The following is a 19,900-nucleotide window of genomic DNA, read 5'->3' as shown; positions in this document are numbered from 1 at the left end:
CTGCGAGACAGCGCCTACTTGAATCGGCTTGCACCTGTAGGAGCTGTCGAGCGAAGCGAGGCTGCGATCTTGTCCCACAAACCACCGATCACCTATTACCCCTATAGCTGGAGTCAACACGAACAACCCCCTAGAATCGCCCCTACGATTAAAGGAGACGACTTCATGCTGATGGTGATTTCACCCGCCAAAACCCTCGATTACGAAACACCGCCGGCGACCCAACGCTTTACCCAGCCGCAGTACCTCGACCATTCCCAGGAACTGATTTTGCAATTGCGCGACCTGACGCCGGCGCAGATCAGCGAGTTGATGCACGTCTCCGACAAGATCGGCGGGCTCAACGCCGCGCGTTTCGGCAGCTGGACACCGGCATTCACCCCGGCCAACGCCAAGCAGGCATTGCTGGCGTTCAAGGGCGATGTGTACACCGGGCTGAACGCACAAACCTTCAGCGAAGCCGATTTCGATTACGCCCAGCAGCATATGCGCATGCTCTCCGGCCTGTACGGCCTGCTGCGCCCGCTGGACCTGATGATGCCGTATCGCCTGGAAATGGGCACCAAACTGGCCAATGCCCGTGGCAAGGACCTGTATGCGTTCTGGGGCACGCGGATCAGTGAATGGCTGAACGAAGCCCTGGTTGACCAAGGTGACGACGTGCTGCTGAACCTGGCCTCCAACGAGTACTTCTCGGCGGTCAAACGCAGCGCCCTGAACGCGCGCATCATCAACACCGAGTTCAAGGACCTGAAAAACGGCCAGTACAAGATCATCAGTTTCTACGCGAAAAAGGCTCGCGGCATGATGAGTCGCTTCGTCATTGAAGAGCGTATCAACGACCCGGCCGCCCTCAAGCAGTTCGACGTGCAAGGCTATCGCTACAGCGCCGAGCAGTCTAAACCGGACAACCTGGTGTTCCTGCGCGACCACGCACCAGAGTGAGCATCGGATCGGCGCATGACGTTTGAATCGATCATGCGTCGGTCATTGAGAACCCTCGAATCCCCCGCCTATTTCGCCATTTTTATGACGCCAAAAACACATCGGTCAATTTTCTAACTTTAGTTTCACTCGACTTCGATCATTTTTTTCAGTAGTGGCACTGAAAATTTTTATCAGTAGTGGCAAAAAACTATCCCCTCCGATAATCCGCCTATATATAAAGGGCGAAACGGCAAGTGCTATCAATATGAAAGCAGTGCCATCTTTCTCAATATTTCAAGAAATTTCAGAATTCACGATGGGTGGACTGGAACTATGTCCAAATGCACCGCTCATACCACCGGTAACGATTCTCAACGTGTTTGTACGAGATAACTTACGCAGAGCAGAGATCCATGTAGCAAAGTTGTCACAACAACTTGTGCTGACTAATCACTGATTTGGGCAACATACGACGGACAGGAGATAACGCTTGATGACTATCCCCTACAAGGCCATGGCAGCGCCCCTATAAACGTGCTCACCAGAGCACCCAACCGCTTGATTTACGGGCTTCTGGCCTGGCATTGAGCGCGCAAGACCAGTGCACGAATATCTTCGGAACAGAGGATTGGCTGCATAACAGGGCAAGTCATAACAATAAGGCCTAGTTGCGCACACCTTGAGTGCACTTATTTAGACACTCGTAATTTACATGCCAGCACACGGCATTGTTGCGCCTGTAAGCCGCACTTGCGAGTGCACTATGACCGCTGAACACCATTAACTCCGGCCATCTAATGGCTTGATCTATACAGAGGTAATTGCGATGCGCATCAGCATATTTGGTTTGGGTTACGTCGGTGCAGTCTGCGCCGGTTGCCTGTCTGCACGGGGCCATGACGTCGTTGGCGTCGATGTAGCCAAAGACAAGATCGATATGATCAATGCCGGCAAATCGCCGATCGTTGAACCGGGCCTGGGCGAACTTCTGGCACAGGGCATCCAGACCGGTCGTCTGCGTGGCACGACCAACTTCGCCGAGGCGATTCGCGACACCGACCTGTCGATGATCTGCGTCGGCACGCCGAGCAAGAAGAACGGCGACCTGGAACTGAACTACATCGAGGCCGTGTGCCGCGAGATCGGTTTTGTCCTGCGTGACAAAACCACCCGCCACACCATCGTGGTGCGCAGCACCGTGTTGCCGGGCACCGTCGCCAACGTAGTTATCCCGATTCTCGAAGACTGCTCCGGCAAGAAGGCCGGCGTTGATTTCGGTGTGGCCGTGAACCCTGAGTTCCTGCGCGAAAGCACCGCCATCGCCGACTACGACCAACCGCCTATGACCGTCATCGGTGAATTCGACAAGGCGTCGGGCGACGTTCTGCAATCGCTGTACGAAGAACTCGATGCACCGATCATCCGCAAGGACATCGCCGTCGCCGAGATGATCAAGTACACCTGCAACGTCTGGCACGCCACCAAAGTGACCTTCGCCAACGAGATCGGCAACATCGCCAAGGCCGTCGGCGTCGACGGTCGCGAAGTGATGGACGTGGTCTGCCAGGACAAAACCCTGAACCTGTCCCAGTACTACATGCGCCCGGGCTTTGCGTTCGGCGGTTCGTGCCTGCCAAAAGACGTGCGCGCCCTGACTTACCGCGCCGGTTCCCTGGACGTCGAAGCGCCGTTGCTCAACTCGCTGATGCGCAGTAACGAGTCCCAGGTGCAGAACGCCTTCGACATCGTTTCCAGCCACGACAAACGCAAAGTTGCCCTGCTGGGCCTGAGCTTCAAGGCCGGCACCGATGACCTGCGTGAAAGCCCGCTGGTTGACCTCGCGGAAATGCTGATTGGCAAGGGCTACGACCTGAGCATCTACGACAGCAACGTCGAATACGCCCGTGTCCACGGTGCGAACAAGGATTACATCGAGTCGAAGATCCCTCACGTCTCGTCCTTGCTCAACGCCGATTTCGACGCCGTGATCAACAACTCCGACGTGATCATCCTCGGCAACCGTGACGAAAAATTCCGCGCCCTGGCGCAGAACGTTCCACACGGCAAGCAGGTGATCGACCTGGTCGGCTTCATGTCGAAGGCCACCAGCGTGACCGGCCGCACCGAAGGCATCTGCTGGTAAGCGCAATCGCAAGGCCTCTCTGCGGCGCCGCGCAATAACGGTGCGAACCCGCAGTAGGAGCTGACGAGTGAAACGAGGCTGCGATCTTTTGGCGTCATCAACGGCGCCAACGATCAACAGACAAAGATCAAAAGATCGCAGCCTTCGGCAGCTCCTACATGACCTTGTAAGCCTGCCTTAACCCCATAGACGGATGCAGATTATGCACAGGCTAAAGCACGGCCTACTCCAGGCCGCCGGTTGGCTGTTTTATATAAGTTTACTGATGGGCCTCGCCATGGCGTTGCCTGTGTCCACGTTCGACTCCGAGTCGAAGGACTTCATTTTCCTGATCGGGTTCGTCGGTATCTGGCGTTACTCGATGGGTGCCACGCACTTTCTGCGCGGCATGCTGTTTCTCTATGTGGTTTATCCGCACCTGCGGCGCAAAGTGCGCAAGCTGGGTAAAGCGGCAGACCCGTCCCATGTGTACCTGATGGTCACCAGTTTTCGTATCGACGCCCTCACCACCGCACAGGTCTACAGCTCGGTGATTCGCGAGGCCATCGACTGCGGCCTGCCGACCACTGTGGTCTGCTCCATCGTCGAAATGTCCGATGAACTGCTGGTGAAAAGCCTGTGGAACCGGATGAATCCGCCAGCCCGCGTGAAGCTCGATTTCGTGCGCATTCCCGGTACCGGCAAGCGCGACGGCCTGGCTTATGGTTTTCGTGCGATCTCCCGGCACCTGCCGGATGACCGTGCCGTGGTCGCCGTGATCGATGGCGATACCGTGCTCGCCGAAGGCGTCGTGCTCAAGACCGTGCCGTGGTTCCAGCTGTTCGGCAACGTCGGCGGCCTGACCACCAACGAGTTCTGCGAAGTGCGCGGCGGCTACATCATGAGCGAATGGCACAAGCTGCGTTTCGCCCAACGTCACATCAACATGTGCTCGATGGCCCTGTCCAAGCGCGTGCTGACCATGACCGGCCGTATGTCGGTGTTCCGTGCCACCGTGGTCACCAACCCGGACTTCATCGCCGACGTGGAGAGCGACTCGCTGCAACACTGGCGCCTGGGCCGTTTCAAGTTCCTCACCGGTGACGACAAGTCGAGCTGGTTCAGCCTGATGCGCCTGGGCTACGACACTTTCTACGTGCCCGATGCGGCGATCCACACTGTGGAACACCCGCCTGAGAAAAGCTTCATCAAGGCCAGTCGCAAACTGATGTTTCGTTGGTACGGCAACAACCTGCGGCAGAACTCCCGGGCTTTGGGCCTGGGGATCAAACGCCTCGGCGCGTTCACGTCGGTGGTGCTGTTCGATCAGCGCGTATCGATGTGGACTTCCCTGCTGGGCCTGACCGTAGCGCTGATCGCCAGCTTCAAGTACGGCACCGCGTTCATCCTGGTTTACCTGCTGTGGATCGGTATTACCCGCCTGATCCTGACCCTGCTGCTGTCCTGCTCCGGTCACCGGATCGGCCCGGCTTACCCGGCGATTCTCTATTACAACCAGATCGTCGGCGCGCTGGTGAAGATCTACGTGTTCTTCCGCCTCGACCAACAATCCTGGACTCGCCAGGACACCAAACTGACCCGTGATCTCGCCAGCTTTCAACGTTGGTTCAACACCTGGTCGTCTCGGACCATGACCTTCTCCGCCGGCAGCATTTTCGTCGCCGTGCTGCTGATGATGGTCTGACCGAACTCGCCTGAATTAACTAGGAAATCGCCCATATGAATACCGCCGTCAACGCCAACGTAGTGCACGAATCCGAAGCCCAGCGCCAACATGCCCGCGTGAAAATCCCGGCCAAGCTGCGTTTCTTCGGCCCTGACCGCACGCCGGTCGAAGCGCGAGTGCTGGACCTCTCCGCCGGAGGCCTGGCCTTCAACGCCGGCCAGCTGCCACTCAAGACCGGCGAGGTGTACAAGGCCCGCCTGCAATTCGTCATCGACAACCTCGGCCTGGCCATGGATGTGGAATTGCAGGTGCGCTCCTACGACCGCCAGACCGGTCGTGCCGGCTGCCAGTTTCAGAACCTGGAACAGCAGGACATTTCCACCCTGCGCCACCTGATCACTTCGCACCTGGCCGGCGACATCGTCAGCATCGGCGAAGTGCTCGCGACACTGCAGCGCGACAACTTCACCAAGGCACGCAAGGTCAAGGATGGCGGCCACGGCATGACTGCGTTCGGGCGTCTGAAAGCGGTGACTTTCAGCCTGGGCATTTTCATTGTCGGCCTCGTCGCATTCGGCTTTATCTTCAAGTCGGTGTACGGGATGTACTTCGTCAGCCACGCCCAGGCCGGCCTGGTCAGCGTGCCCGGCGTGAACATCACCATGCCCCGTGACGGCACCGTGCAGAGCCTGGTGAAAGCTGACGGCGTGGCCGCCAAAGGCGCACCGCTGGCAACCTTCAGTACTAGCATGCTCGACGTGCTCAAGGGCCACCTGGAAGACGATCAACTGTCACCGGCCAAGGTTGAAGAGCTGTTCGGCAAGCAAATGACCGGCACCCTGACTTCGCCATGTGATTGCACCGTGGGCCAGCAAATGGTCGCCAACGGTCAGTACGCCAGCAAGGGCGATGTGATCTTCCAACTGGTGCCGCGCAATAGCGAAGCCAACGTTGAAGCGCGCTTCTCCTACCGCCAGTTCGGCGACGTGCTGCCAGGTACGACCGTGCGCTTCCAGATTGCCGGCGAAGACAAATCCCGCACCGGCAAGATCGTCAGCAGCACCAGCCTGAAAAGCGCCGACCTGTCCTCCGATATCCGCGTCCTGATTCAGCCGGACGAAGCGTTGGACACCACCCTCACCGGCCGCCCGGTGGAAGTGAGCAGCGACCGTGGCCCGAACCTGAACTGGCTGATCGACAAAGCCATGGCTGCCGGTCTTTAAGTCGAGGACATGCCCGTGACCCTTATACTCAAAACACCGCAATCCCTGTGGGAGCGAGCCTGCTCGCGATGGGATCAACGCGGTTCAACTGATGCACCGCGCTGGTCGAGCGCGACCCCGGCTAATCGCCAGCAGGCTGGCTCCCACATTGGAACAGTGTGTGCAGTTGCGTTGGCTGTCAGCCTCAGCGGTTGCGCCGGCCTGCCCGACCAGCGCCTGGCCAACGAAGCCCTAAAGCGCGGCGACACCGCCACCGCTGCGGCGAACTATCAGCAACTGGCAGACCTGGGCTACAGCGAAGCCCAGGTTGGTCTGGCCGACATTCAGGTCGACAGCCGCGACCCGGCGCAGATGAAACTGGCCGAGGCGACTTACCGCGCTGCGGCCAGCGTGTCACCACGGGCACAAGCGCGCCTGGGTCGTTTGCTGGTGGCCAAACCTGGTTCTACCGAAGCCGAGCAGCACGAAGCCGAAGGCCTGTTGAAAAAAGCCTCGGCCGCTGGCGAAGGCAACACCCTGATCCCGTTGGCGATGCTGTACCTGCAATACCCACACAGCTTCCCCAACATCAATGCCCAGCAGCAAATCAGCCAATGGCGCGCCGAAGGCAAACCGGAAGCTGGCCTGGCGCAAGTGCTGCTCTATCGCACCCAAGGCACCTACGACCAGCATCTGGATGACGTGGAAAAGATCTGCAAAGCCGCAATCAACACCACCGACATTTGCTACGTCGAACTGGCCACGGTCTATCAGAAAAAAGCCCAGCCTGAGCAACAGGCCGAACTGATCAAACAGATGCAGGCAGCTCATGCTCGCGGCACCGTATCCGCCCAACGGGTCGACAGCGTCGCGCGTGTACTCGCCGATCCAACCCTGGGCAAGACCGACGAAAAAACCGCGCAGTCGCTGCTCGAACCCATCGCCCCCGGCTACCCGGCATCGTGGGTCACCCTCGCGCAACTGCTCTACGACTTCCCCGAACTGGGCGACGTCGACCAGATGATGAAGTACCTCGACAACGGCCGCGCCGCCGATCAACCGCGCGCCGAGTTGTTGCTGGGCCGGCTCTACTACGAAGGCAAAATGGTCCCGGCCGACGCCAAGGTCGCCGAAGAACATTTCCAGAAAGCCGTCGGCCGCGAAGTTGCTGCCGACTACTACCTCGGCCAGATTTACCGTCGTGGTTATCTGGGCAAGGTCTACCCGCAGAAGGCCCTTGATCACTTGTTGACCGCCGCGCGCAACGGCCAGAACAGCGCCGACTTCGCCATCGCCCAACTGTTTTCCCAAGGTAAGGGCACCAAGCCTGACCCGCTCAATGCGTACGTCTTCAGCCAATTGGCCAAGGCGCAGAACACCCCGCAAGCCACCGAACTTGCGCAAACACTCGAAGCCCAACTGCCGCCTGCGCAGCTTGCCGAGGCCCAACGCCTGTTGAAACAGGAACAGTCCGTTCGCGGTGCCTTGAGCCAGAACACGCTGCAAATGCACGCGCTGCAAGAAGACAGCGAGGAAACCCTATGAAGTTGAATCCATTCATGAAGGCCGGCATCGGCCTGACGTTCGCGCTGATCTGGTCTTGCCCGACACTCGCGGCGATCACCGAAACCAAGAACTTCGGCCTGGAAGTGAAAATCACCGGCCAATCCGAAGACGATCGTGACCTCGGCACCCAACGTGGTGGCGACGTCAATGGCGTCGGCCTCGACCTGCGCCCTTGGGTCTACGGCGAAAACGGCGCGTGGAACGCCTATGCGATGGGTCAGGCCGTGACGTCGACCGACATCATCGAGACCGACACCCTGCAACAGTCCGAGGGTACCGAGAACACCCAAAACAATGACCGCGTAACCAAGAAAAACTACCTGGCAATGCGCGAGTTCTGGGTCGGCTACAGCGGCTTCACGCCTTACCCCGGCGAGATCCTGAAATTCGGTCGCCAGCGTCTGCACAACGACGACGGCCAATGGCGCGATACCAACATCGAAGCCCTGAACTGGGACTTCGACACCACCCTGTTGCGCGCCCATGCCGGTGTCGCCGAGCGCTTCAGCGAGTACCGCACTGACTTGAAAGAACTGGCACCGGCCGACAAGGACCGCCTGCACGCCTATGCCGACGCGGAGTACCAGTGGACGCCGGGCCAATGGGTCGGCATTCGCGGTCATCACACCCACGATGACGGCAAGCTCGACTACCCGGAACCGGGCGTACCGAATGACTCGCTGGACAAGAAACAGAACGGCGACATCAGCTGGCTGGGCGTTCAAGCCAACAGCGACGCCTACAACTGGCGCAACACCAACACGGTCAATTACTGGGGCAGCGTCACCGGCATGAGCGGCGACCGCGACAAGGTCAACCCGCTGAACGCCGACGGCACCGCTCCCGCACAAGCCAAGAGCAGCGGCAATGTCGACGGTTGGGCGACCGACCTCGGTGTGCGCCTGCGCCTCGATCCGCAATGGCAAGTCGGTGGCGCCTACGCCCGTGCCAGCGCCGATTACGAACAGAACGGCCTGGAAAGCAACCGCTCGAACTACACCGGCACACGCTCGCGAGTGCATCGTTTCGGCGAGGCCTTCCGTGGCGAAATGAACAACCTGCAAACCGCGACCCTGTTCGGTTCGTGGATGCTCAACGACGAATACGACGCCAGTCTGATCTACCACAAATTCTGGCGTGTCGACGGCAACAAGCCGGTGGGCAGCAACGGCATCGACGCGGTGCAGAACAACACCGACGACGTCACCGGCGCTGTGCTCTCCAGCACCTCGCTGCCGCTGAACGATGGCGAAAAAGACCTCGGCCAGGAAATGGATCTGGTGGTCACCAAATACTTCAAGCAAGGCCTGCTGCCGGCGGCGTTGAGCCAGAAGATCGACGAGCCTTCGGCACTGGTGCGATTCCGTGGCGGTGTGTTCAAGCCCGGTGATGCCTACGGCAGCCAGGTCGATTCGTACATGCACCGCGCGTTCATCGACGTGATCTGGCGCTTCTGATGCATACCGCGAAGGGAGTCCCCGACATGAACAATGCCAAGAAAGGTTCCTTGACCTTGCTGGCCGGCGCGATGCTTCTGGCAAGCGCAGCTGCCTTCGCCACTGCGGAGCCGGTCGCCTCTCAACCGGGCAAGCCGGCGACCATTGCCAAGGAACTGCAACAGGCCAAGACCTACACCGTGAGCAGTGCACCCACCGCGCCGCTGGAACTGGCAACGCCGAAACTGCCGGACCTCTCCGGCTACACCGCCGAAGCCATCGCCGCGAAAATCGTGCGGACCAAGGCCGGCAAAATCAGCGTGCGCCGGATGATGCAGGAAGACGCCCTGAAGGACTTCATCGGCGGCGACAACAAAATGGCCGAATGGGTGGTGCGTCAGCACGGCATCCCGCAGGCAATCTTCGTCGACGACGGCTACATGAACCTCAAGGACGTGGCGAAGAAGCTGCCCAAGTACGTCATCGAAACCGCACCTGGCGTATTCCTTGCCAAATTGCCGATCGTGGTCGGCCGCCACGGCATTCTGGAAATCGACAAACAGACTCAGGAACTGCGCCTGTCCCAAGAGGCCGGCTCGTTCCTGGTCAACGATGGCCAGCTGTTTGTGCGCGACACCAAAATCACCGGTTGGCGCGAGAAGGACAACGGCCCGGCGACGTTCAATTCGCCGAAGGAATTCCGTCCGTTCCTGCTGTCCTGGGGCGGCACCGAGACCTACATCGCCAACAGCAAGATCGCCAGTTTCGGTTACGCCAACAGTAAGTCCTACGGCGTGAGTATTTCCCAGTACACGCCGAACATGGCCAAGGTGCTCAAGCGTCCTGAACCGACCGGCTGGATCGTCGGTTCCGAGTTCTCGGACATGTGGTACGGCTTCTACTGCTACGAAACCCGAGACTTCGTGGTCAAGGGCAACACTTACAAAGACAACATCGTCTACGGCATTGACCCGCATGACCGTTCCCACGGCCTGATCATCGCCGACAACACGGTGTACGGGACCAAGAAGAAGCACGGGATCATTATTTCCCGTGAGGTCAACGACAGCTTCATCTTCAACAACCGCAGCTACGACAACCACCTCTCGGGGCTGGTGATCGACCGTAACAGCGTCAACAACCTGATCGCCCACAACGAGATTTACCAGAACCACACCGACGGCATCACCCTCTACGAGAGTGCCGACAATTTGTTGTGGGGCAACAAGGTCATCAGCAACCGCCGCCACGGCATCCGCATTCGTAACAGCGTGAACATTCGCCTCTACGAAAACGTCGCCATGACCAACGGTCTGACCGGTGTCTACGGGCACATCAAGGACCTGAGCAACACCGACCGTGACATCAAGCTCGACCCGTTCGATGCCGAGGTGTCGCTGATCGTGGTCGGCGGTGAACTGGCGGCCAACGGCAGCGGCCCGCTGTCCATCGACTCGCCACTGAGCGTCGAACTGTATCGCGTGTCCATGCTCGCGCCGACCAAATCCAGCGGTATCAGCTTCTCGGGGATTCTCGGCGAGCGCCAGGATGAAATTCTCGACCTGCTGGTGCGCCAGCAGAAAGCCGTGCTGATCGACCCTGTCGAACGCCAGACCGAAATGCGGGACTGAGGATAATTTTATGCACCCACACTTGATCAAATTACTCAGCCTGTCGGCACTGACCGCTGGCATTCTCGCGGCCTCTGGCGGCGCGCGCGCCGACGATATCCAGGCACCCAAATTCTCTGCCGAGCCGTGCTGCAGCCTGTGCCCGGCCGCCCACGACGCGAAAAATTACACCACGCGCTATCAGCAGAACTTCACCACGCTGGTGCAGGCCCAGGGCGACTGGTTGTTCCGTACGCAAGAAGACTTGCGCACCGAATTCGACACCACACCCGCTGGCTACAAACGCATGAAACAGCTGCACGATGCGTTCAAGAGCAAAGGCGTGGAACTGGTCGTCGTTTATCAGCCGACCCGTGGCCTGGTGAACCGCAACAAGCTCAACCCGGCCGAGAAAGCCAGCTACGACTTCGACAAGGCACTGAAGAACTACAAGACCATGCTCGGCCGTTTCGCCGCCATGGGTTACGTGGTGCCGGACCTGTCGCCGCTGACCAACGAACAATTGCCGGACACCCTGCCCGCCCACGATTTCTACTTCCGTGGCGACCAGCACTGGACGCCGTACGGCGCGCAGCGCACGGCGAAAATCGTCGCCGAGAAGGTCAAGCAACTGCCTGAATTCGCCGACATTCCAAAGCGTGAATTCGAGACCCATAAGTCGGGTCGCATGGGCAAGACCGGAACATTGCACAACATGGCCGGTCAACTCTGTGGCACCAGCTACGCGATCCAGTACATGGACCAATTCACCACCGAGCCCAAGGGCGAAGCGGGCGATGGCGATCTGTTCGGCGACTCCGGTAACCCGCAGATCACCCTGGTCGGCACCAGCCACAGCGGCAAGAACTACAACTTCGCCGGTTTCCTCGAAGAGGCCATCGGCGCCGACATTCTCAACGTGGCGTTCCCCGGCGGCGGCCTGGAAGGTTCGATGTTGCAGTACCTGGGCAGCGACGAGTTCCAGAAGAACCCGCCGAAGATTCTCATCTGGGAATTCTCGCCGCTCTATCGCCTCGACCAGGAAACCATCTACCGCCAGATGATGGCGCTACTGGACAACGGTTGCGAAGGCAAGGATGCGCAGATGTCGGGTAGCACCACCCTGAAGCCGGGCAAAAACGAATTGATGGTCAACAGCAAAAACATGGACCTGCGTAACAGCAGTCACCAGGTCGACATCCGCTTCGCCGACACCTCGGTGAAAACCTTGCAAGCCACCCTCTGGTACATGAACGGGCGCCACGAGGACATCAAGATCGACAAACCGGAAACCTCCGACACCGACGGGCGTTTCGCTTTCGAGTTGCGCACGGACGAAGACTGGGCCTCGCAGAACCTGCTGGCCGTCGAAGTCCAGGGGCCTGAACAAGCAGGCGCCGCACCACAGAAAGTCGAAGCGAAAATCTGCAAACGCAACGTGTTCCCGGGCGCTGAGCAACGTACCGCTCAGGCCGGGCAATGAGGTCTGCTATGCGACATCTGAAACGTTCAAATCTGTTGGCACCGACGTTATTGAGTCTGGCGATATTTGCCGGAGCGACCCAGGCCGCCGCGCCATTGCGCCCGCCCCAGGGTTACTTCGCGCCGATTGAAAAACTCAAGACCGGCGACAGCAGCGAAGGCTGCGATGCGATGCCGACGCCGTACACCGGCTCGCTGCAATTTCGCAGCAAGTACGAAGGTTCGGACAAGTCCCGCGCAACCCTGAACGTGCAATCGGAAAAAGCCTTCCGCGACAGCACCGCCGACATCACCAAGATCGAGCGCGGCACCAGCAAGCGCGTGATGCAGTTCATGCGTGACGGTCGTCCGGAACAACTGGAGTGCACGCTCAACTGGTTGACCGCCTGGGCCAAGGCCGATGCGTTGATGTCCAAGGACTTCAACCACACCGGCAAGTCGATGCGCAAATGGGCGCTCGGCAGCATGGCCTCATCGTACATTCGCCTGAAATTTTCCGACTCGCATCCGCTGGCCAACCACCAGCAAGAGTCGCAATTGATCGAAGCCTGGTTCAGCAAAATGGCCGATCAGGTGGTCAGCGACTGGGACAACCTGCCGCTGGACAAGACCAACAACCACTCGTACTGGGCTGCGTGGTCGGTGATGGCAACCTCCATCGCCACCAACCGCCGCGACCTGTTCGACTGGGCGGTGAAGGAATACAAAGTCGGCGCCAATCAGGTCGACGCCGACGGCTTCCTGCCCAACGAACTCAAGCGTCAACAGCGCGCCCTCGCCTATCACAACTACGCCCTGCCGCCGCTGGCGATGATCGCCAGTTTTGCCCAGGTCAACGGTGTGGATCTGCGCCAGGAAAACAACGGCGCGCTGAAACGCCTGGGTGATCGCGTGCTCGCCGGGGTGAAAGATCCGGACGAGTTCGAGAAAAAGAACGGCAAGGAACAGGACATGACCGACTTGAAAGAGGACATGAAATTCGCCTGGCTCGAACCGTTCTGCACCCTCTACACCTGCGCGCCGGATGTGCTGGCGAAAAAGCACGGGATGCAACCGTTCAAGACCTTCCGCCTCGGTGGGGATTTGACCAGGGTCTACGACCCGGCCAATGAAAAAGGCAGTAAAGGCTCCTGACCTGTAGGAGCTGCCGCAGGCTGCGATCTTTTGATCTTGATCTTCTAAACAGCAAAAGATCGCAGCCTCGTTTTACTCGACAGCTCCTACACCGGTCGGTGTCAGGTTTGTTTTTGTGAGTTAGCCCCCGTTTTCGTGGGGGGTTTGGGGGGGCCGTTGGCCCTTGACTGTTGGTTAAACAAGGAGAGATCGGGATGGTTTTTTCGTCCAATGTGTTCCTGTTTTTGTTCTTGCCGATCTTTCTCGGCTTGTACTACCTGAGCGGGCAACGCTATCGCAATCTGCTGCTGCTGATCGCCAGCTACGTGTTCTACGCCTGGTGGCGTGTGGACTTCCTGGCGCTGTTCGCGGCCGTCACGCTGTGGAACTACTGGATCGGCCTGAAAGTCGGTGCCGCAGGCGTCAGGACCCAACCGGCGCAGCGCTGGCTGCTGCTCGGCGTGGCCGTTGACCTGTGCATCCTCGGCTACTTCAAGTACGCCAACTTCGGCGTCGACAGCATCAACGCGATGATGACGTCGGTGGGCCTGGAGCCATTCATCCTGACGCATGTGCTGTTGCCGATCGGGATCTCGTTCTACATCTTCGAGTCCATCAGCTACATCATCGACGTCTACCGTGGCGACACCCCGGCGACCCGCAACCTGATCGACTTCGCGGCGTTCGTGGCGATCTTCCCGCACCTGATCGCCGGCCCGGTGCTGCGCTTCCGTGACCTCGCCGATCAGTTCAACAACCGCACCCACACCCTCGATAAATTCTCCGAGGGCTGCACGCGGTTCATGCAGGGTTTCATCAAAAAGGTGTTCATCGCCGACACCCTCGCGGTAGTGGCCGACCATTGTTTCGCCCTGCAAAACCCGACCACGGGCGATGCCTGGCTCGGCGCACTGGCCTACACCGCGCAACTGTATTTCGACTTCTCCGGCTACAGCGACATGGCCATCGGCCTGGGCTTGATGATGGGTTTCCGTTTCATGGAAAACTTCAAGCAGCCGTACGTCAGCCAGTCGATCACCGAGTTCTGGCGGCGCTGGCACATCAGCCTGTCGACCTGGCTGCGTGACTACCTGTACATCACGCTGGGCGGCAACCGCAAAGGCACGTTGATGACCTATCGCAACCTGTTCCTGACCATGCTGCTCGGTGGTCTGTGGCACGGCGCGAACATCACTTACATCGTTTGGGGTGCCTGGCACGGCATGTGGCTGGCGATAGAAAAGGCCATCGGCCTGAACACGTCGCCGCGCCGCTTCAATCCGATCCGCTGGGTGCTGACCTTCCTGCTGGTGGTGATGGGCTGGGTGATCTTCCGTGCGGAAAACCTGCACGTTGCCGGCCGCATGTACGGCGCGATGTTCAGCTTCGGCGACTGGTCGTTGTCGGAACTCAACCAGGCCAGCCTCACCGGCCTGCAAGTGGCAACGCTGATCGTGGCTTACGTGACCCTGGCGTTCTTTGGCCTGCGCGATTTCTACACCAACCAGCCACCGGTCAAGACCAAGCCTGCGGTGAACGTCGATGCTGATGGCCCCGCTGCTGCACAACCGGGCCTGATCAAAGCCGTGCCTGGGGATAACCCGGCGAGCATTCACGAACCTGGCTACACCGTCGGCGTCGAGGCTCAAGTACAACCGGCCTACTGGACGGCGAACTGGTCGCGCTACGCAATGCGTGCCCTGGTGTTGCTGCTGTTCATTGCCTCGATTCTCAAACTCTCGGCACAAAGCTTCTCGCCGTTCCTTTACTTCCAGTTCTGAGGGATCTGACCATGACCCGCTCATTACGCGTCTTCTACATCGGCCTGTTTCTGGTGACCCTGCTGGCCCTCGGCCTATGGTCGGTGCGCAGCTTCCTCGGCTTCAGTACCAACGCTGATGCGACGGTGCTGAACGGTCGCTGGACCAAAGCCGTAGAGACGCACTACGACGACGAATTTCCGATCAAGCGCCTGGGCACCAACCTTTGGGCTGCACTGGATTTCAAGCTGTTCAACGAAGGTCGTCCGGGCGTGGTGCTCGGTCGCGATCAGTGGCTGTACAGCGATGAAGAATTCCACCCGGTGGTCAACGAAGAGCTGAACCTGCAAGGCAACTACGCGCTGGTCGAAGGCGTGCGCCAAACCTTGAAAGAGAAAGGTGTGCAACTGGTGATGGCGGTGGTACCGGCCAAGGTGCGCTTGTACCCGGAACACCTGGGTGAAGTGAAACCGGCGAGCATCCACGCCAATCTCTACAAGGACTTCCATCAGCGTCTGGCTGCCGACCGAATTCCTGCGCCCGACCTGCTCGGCCCACTGCAACAGGCCAAGCAAAACGGCAAGCAAGTATTCCTGCGCACCGACACTCACTGGACCCCGGAAGGCGCCGAAATCGCCGCCAACCGCCTGGCCAAGACCATTGCCGACAAGTACCCGCTCAGCGGTGAGCCGCAGCAATTTGTCACTACGCCGGCGGAGAAAATCACCCACAAGGGCGACCTGCGTCTGTTCCTGCCGCTGGACCCGCTGTTCGAAAACCTGATGCCCAAGCAAGAGCCTTTGCAGAAGCGCAACACCGTTGCCGTTTCCGACCAGCCAGCCGGCGACGACGCCCTGTTCGCCAACACCGAAGTACCGGTGGCCCTGATCGGCACCAGCTACAGCGCCAACCCCAACTGGAACTTCGTCGGCGCATTGAAACAGGCGCTGCACAGCGACGTGGTCAATTACGCCGAAGACGGTCACGGCCCGATTCTGCCGATGCTCAGCTACCTGAAAAGCGACGCTTTCAAGAACAGCCCGCCACAAGTGCTGATCTGGGAGTTTCCTGAACGATATCTGCCTGTGAACAACGAAATCGGCGACGCCGACCCGCAGTGGGTCGCAGAGCTTAAACAAGCCGGCGCGCGCCAACAAAACGTAGCCATCAACGCTAAATCCGAGACGCCCGATCGGGCGCAAAACTGAAAGAGAGAGGTACTTCCATGACTTTCACGACTACTCCTCGTCGTCTCGCCAAGACCTTTGCACTGGTTGCTGGTATGAGTGTGCTCTCGATGCACGCCTTTGCTGGTGGTGATGCCGCGCTGTACGGCCCGACCGCTCCGAAAGGCTCGACCTTCGTGCGCATCTACAACGCCAGCAGTACCGAAGTCAGCGCCACCGTCGGCAGCACCAACCTGAGCGACGTCGCGCCGCTGTCCAGCAGTGACTTCAGCTTCATGCCGGGCGGCGACTACAGCGCCAAGGTCGGCAGCCAGAGCCTGCCGGTGAAACTGGCGGGTGACCACTACTACACGCTGGTCAACAACGCCTCCGGCGCGCCGCAACTGATCGAAGAGCCACCGTTCAAGAACAAACAGAAATCCCTGGTACGCGTGCAGAACTTGAGTGACAAGGCACTGACCCTGAAAACCGCCGACGGCAAGACCGACGTGGTGCCGAACGTGGCCGCCAAGGGCCGTGGCGAACGCGAAATCAACCCGGTGAAAGTCAGCCTGGCGCTATACGATGGCGCAACGAAAGTCGGCGACGTAAAACCGGTCGCCCTGGAACGCGGTGAAGCCGCAGTGCTGTACGTCACCGGCAGTGGCAGCAGCCTGTCGCCGGTCTGGGTGAAACGCCCGGTATCGACGCGCTAACAATTTTTTCGGAGAGCTGACACAAACCATGTAGGAGCTGCCGAAGGCTGCGATCTTTTGATCTTCGCCTTTAAAAACAAGATCAAAAGATCGCAGCCTTCGGCAGCGCCTACATCGGCAACGTCAGCCTTTCGATACGGAACAAAAACAAGAGTGAAACGACAGAACGCAGTAGCTCTGACCCAAACGATTTTCAAGGAGTAACAATATGATTCCGGTGATCTTGTCAGGTGGTAGTGGCTCACGTCTTTGGCCGCTTTCCCGTAAGCAATTCCCGAAACAGTTCCTGGCCCTGACCGGCGAACACACGCTGTTCCAGCAAACCCTGGAACGCCTGGTGTTCGAAGGCATGGACACCCCGATCGTGGTCTGCAACAAGGACCACCGCTTCATCGTCAACGAGCAATTGAGCGCCCGTAAACTGGAAACCCAGCGCATCCTGATGGAACCGTTCGGCCGCAACACCGCGCCGGCCGTGGCCCTGACCGCGATGATGCTGGTCAACGAAGGTCGCGACGAGTTGATGCTGGTGCTGCCAGCCGACCACGTGCTGGAAGACCAGAAAGCCCTGCAACGCGCCCTGGCCCTGGCCACCGTCGCCGCCGAAAACGGCGAAATGGTGCTGTTCGGCGTCCCGGCCACCAAACCGGAAACCGGTTACGGCTACATCAAGTCGACCAACGATTCACTGCTGCCAGAAGGCGTCAGCCGTGTCTCGCACTTCGTCGAAAAACCCGACGTGAAGCGCGCCACTGAGTTTGTGCAGTCCGGTGGCTATTTCTGGAACAGCGGCATGTTCCTGTTCCGCGCCAGCCGCTTCCTCGAAGAACTGAAAAAACACGATCCGGACATCTACGATACCTGCCTGCTGACCCTGGAACGCAGCGAGCAGGATGCCGACACCGTGAGCATCGACGAAGCCACTTTCGCCTGCTGCCCGGACAATTCCATCGACTACTCGGTGATGGAAAAAACCCAACGCGCCTGCGTCGTGCCTCTGACCGCAGGCTGGAGCGATGTCGGCTGCTGGTCGTCGCTGTGGGAAGTGAATGCAAAAGACGTCAACGGCAACGTCACCAAAGGCGACGTGGTCATCCAGGACAGCCGCAACTGCATGATCCACGGCAACGGCAAATTGGTGTCGGTGATCGGCCTGGAAAACATCGTGGTCGTCGAAACCAAGGACGCCATGATGATCGCCCACAAGGACAAGGTCCAAGGCGTGAAACAAATGGTCAACACCCTCAACGAACAGGGCCGCAGCGAAACCCAGAACCACTGCGAGGTCTATCGTCCGTGGGGCTCCTACGACTCGGTGGACATGGGCGGACGCTTCCAGGTCAAGCACATCTCGGTCAAACCGGGCGCGTGCCTGTCACTGCAAATGCACCACCACCGCGCCGAGCACTGGATCGTTGTCAGCGGCACGGCTGAAGTGACCTGCGATGAGAACGTGTTTCTGCTGACTGAGAACCAGTCGACCTACATTCCGATTGCTTCGGTGCACCGTTTGCGCAATCCAGGGAAAATTCCGTTGGAGATTATCGAAGTGCAGTCGGGCAGTTATCTGGGCGAAGACGATATCGAGCGGTATGACGATATCTATGGTCGCTCGACTCCGATTGAGCGTGGGGTTTCGGTGAAGACAATCGCGCAGTAATTAGTAAAAAATAATAGCCCCACCAACTGCGGCCCCTAGCCGCAGAAAGTGGGGCTATTTCTGTATATCAACGATCATGAATGCGCCATGCGGTTAGTTCCTGTTTACTATGCTTCTTGCAAATAAAGTAGCTCTTGTCTCGTGATTTATGCTGCTTTTTTCCCAACTGCCCGCTGCCAAAAACTGCGCTTGCTCCCGAAGTCTAAGGCTCCGAAATCAATCTCTCGTTGCACCGCAATTTTCGTATCCGCTATCCGCCCCAGAAATGCGGTGACCTCCTCCTTTGAAAGCGTCGAATACTTTTCGGAAATCATAGCTTTCCACTCACTGCCGCTTATTGACTTGAATTTTTCCCATCGATCATCATTGAAAGCTTCCGAAAGTTCTATCGTAGATAAATTATAGACCGTGTTTTTGCTTCCAGAGAAGGCCGCCTCATGATCAATCAAATACACATTACCGAGCGTATCCCACAATTGATTTCCAGAATTATCATCAAACTCATTTATTAAAAAATAAAACAGCTTAGCCGCCGCCGGCAAATCTCGCCCTTCTTGAGTGTTAGTTCTGGTACCAATCACTTCCTGTTGAATCATGGATTTAGCTTTAGCTTTTGTAGGTGGCACAAAATGCAATCCGATTTTCTCACTGACTTTATATGCGAGCTCTTCGCGCTGAGGCCCCTCCGGGCCTTGCATTTTTTTAACCAAGAACCCGACACCTTCGACCGCCGAGCCAACTCGATAAATCGTATTGTCGTGCCGATTCTGAAACACGGTCATGGACTGCATATCTACTTCGGAGGTAAGCGAAAAAATCCACTCATTGATAATAGACACATCGACCGAAGATTTGATACGAGCTAGCGACAACGCCTCGAGGTGTTTACCACGCTCAATTAAACCTCGAACCTCATGAGAACTAATTGACTCCACAGGGAATTTTGCTCCCCCTTGAAAATCTAAAAACCGAAGAGGAGAGTTCGCAACAAAGCAAAGCAAATTCAAACCATCAACATCCGCCAAAGGATCCGGATTCAACCACCGCTGCCACCACGCCACGTAATACCTGACCCCATAATAATAAAGCCCCGTTGCATCGCGCTCTTTGCCCGAATAGCGCACGGTTTTGTAACTCGCTTCAACTTCCCCTCGTCCTGCGAACCACGCCGTGGTGCCAAACGGGTGATACCGCTCCTGGCTGATTACTTCACCCTTATTGTCGAGTTCAAGGGCGCAGGAGCCCAGATGGTCATTCAGGCTGTAACGATATTGGTCATTCGCACTGAGTGGCACCGATTCCCAATGCAACACCCGCACACTGCTGCGCCCGGCSYGRACGYTGATCACCTGCAACACTTCACCCGTGCCGCTGTGGCTGCGGATCTCCAGGTTCGGCAGGGAGCGTGGATGGGTTGAATCTCTATGTGATGACTCTGAATAATCCCGTCAGT

At 58.4% G+C, this 19,900-nt stretch carries 13 protein-coding genes and 1 pseudogene; 13 read left to right on the top strand and 1 reads right to left on the bottom strand.

The genetic code is table 11. The annotated features are described in order from the left end of the window. Positions 1–165: 165 nt before the first annotated feature. The 13 genes from yaaA to KUF73_RS29535 all read left to right on the top strand — a co-directional run bounded on the left by yaaA (position 166) and on the right by KUF73_RS29535 (position 18,447). Complete coding sequence (gene yaaA / locus KUF73_RS29595; protein WP_218441491.1) at positions 166–945, top strand: peroxide stress protein YaaA; 780 nt, start codon at positions 166–168, stop codon at positions 943–945. An 808-nt stretch (positions 946–1,753) separates the two neighbouring features. Then, positions 1,754–3,070, top strand: coding sequence for a nucleotide sugar dehydrogenase (locus tag KUF73_RS29590; protein ID WP_218441490.1), 1,317 nt, complete (start codon positions 1,754–1,756; stop codon positions 3,068–3,070). A 202-nt stretch (positions 3,071–3,272) separates the two neighbouring features. After that, complete coding sequence (gene alg8 / locus KUF73_RS29585; RefSeq protein WP_371135574.1) at positions 3,273–4,754, top strand: mannuronan synthase; 1,482 nt, start codon at positions 3,273–3,275, stop codon at positions 4,752–4,754. A 35-nt stretch (positions 4,755–4,789) separates the two neighbouring features. Beyond that, positions 4,790–5,959 (top strand): alginate biosynthesis protein Alg44, encoded by a 1,170-nt coding sequence (locus KUF73_RS29580; RefSeq protein ID WP_218441489.1) that lies wholly within the window; start codon positions 4,790–4,792, stop codon positions 5,957–5,959. Positions 5,960–5,968: 9 nt separating this feature from the next. Beyond that, a complete protein-coding gene (algK, locus tag KUF73_RS29575; RefSeq protein WP_218441488.1) occupies positions 5,969–7,483 on the top strand; it encodes an alginate biosynthesis TPR repeat lipoprotein AlgK in 1,515 nt (504 codons plus the stop codon). Then, complete coding sequence (locus KUF73_RS29570) at positions 7,480–8,961, top strand: alginate export family protein (RefSeq protein WP_218441487.1); 1,482 nt, start codon at positions 7,480–7,482, stop codon at positions 8,959–8,961. Before algK ends, KUF73_RS29570 begins: the two co-directional genes overlap by 4 nt. A gap of 26 nt (positions 8,962–8,987) precedes the next feature. Beyond that, positions 8,988–10,571, top strand: coding sequence for a mannuronan 5-epimerase AlgG (gene algG, locus KUF73_RS29565; protein WP_218441486.1), 1,584 nt, complete (start codon positions 8,988–8,990; stop codon positions 10,569–10,571). 10 nt (positions 10,572–10,581) lie between these two features. Next, complete coding sequence (locus KUF73_RS29560; protein ID WP_218441485.1) at positions 10,582–12,033, top strand: alginate O-acetyltransferase; 1,452 nt, start codon at positions 10,582–10,584, stop codon at positions 12,031–12,033. Between the two features lie 8 nt (positions 12,034–12,041). Then, positions 12,042–13,166: a mannuronate-specific alginate lyase gene (locus KUF73_RS29555; RefSeq protein ID WP_218441484.1), complete on the top strand. Its 1,125-nt coding sequence runs from the start codon at positions 12,042–12,044 to the stop codon at positions 13,164–13,166. A 194-nt stretch (positions 13,167–13,360) separates the two neighbouring features. Then, a complete protein-coding gene (locus KUF73_RS29550) occupies positions 13,361–14,926 on the top strand; it encodes an MBOAT family protein (protein WP_218441483.1) in 1,566 nt (521 codons plus the stop codon). An 11-nt stretch (positions 14,927–14,937) separates the two neighbouring features. Beyond that, complete coding sequence (locus KUF73_RS29545) at positions 14,938–16,113, top strand: alginate O-acetyltransferase (RefSeq protein WP_218441482.1); 1,176 nt, start codon at positions 14,938–14,940, stop codon at positions 16,111–16,113. A gap of 17 nt (positions 16,114–16,130) precedes the next feature. Then, positions 16,131–16,787: an alginate O-acetyltransferase AlgF gene (locus KUF73_RS29540; RefSeq protein ID WP_218441481.1), complete on the top strand. Its 657-nt coding sequence runs from the start codon at positions 16,131–16,133 to the stop codon at positions 16,785–16,787. Between the two features lie 208 nt (positions 16,788–16,995). After that, on the top strand, positions 16,996–18,447 hold the full coding sequence (locus tag KUF73_RS29535; protein ID WP_218441480.1) for a mannose-1-phosphate guanylyltransferase/mannose-6-phosphate isomerase: 1,452 nt from the start codon (positions 16,996–16,998) through the stop codon (positions 18,445–18,447). A 932-nt stretch (positions 18,448–19,379) separates the two neighbouring features. Here the strand turns inward: KUF73_RS29535 and KUF73_RS31505 are convergent. Then, positions 19,380–19,853: pseudogene (locus KUF73_RS31505) on the bottom strand (RHS repeat domain-containing protein); the annotation flags it as partial. Positions 19,854–19,900 lie beyond the last annotated feature (47 nt).

Source organism: Pseudomonas sp. PD9R (assembly GCF_019200975.1).
GTDB lineage: Bacteria > Pseudomonadota > Gammaproteobacteria > Pseudomonadales > Pseudomonadaceae > Aquipseudomonas.
Note: the sequence above shows the minus strand (reverse complement) of the source record. Positions and strands in the feature narration are given on the sequence as shown.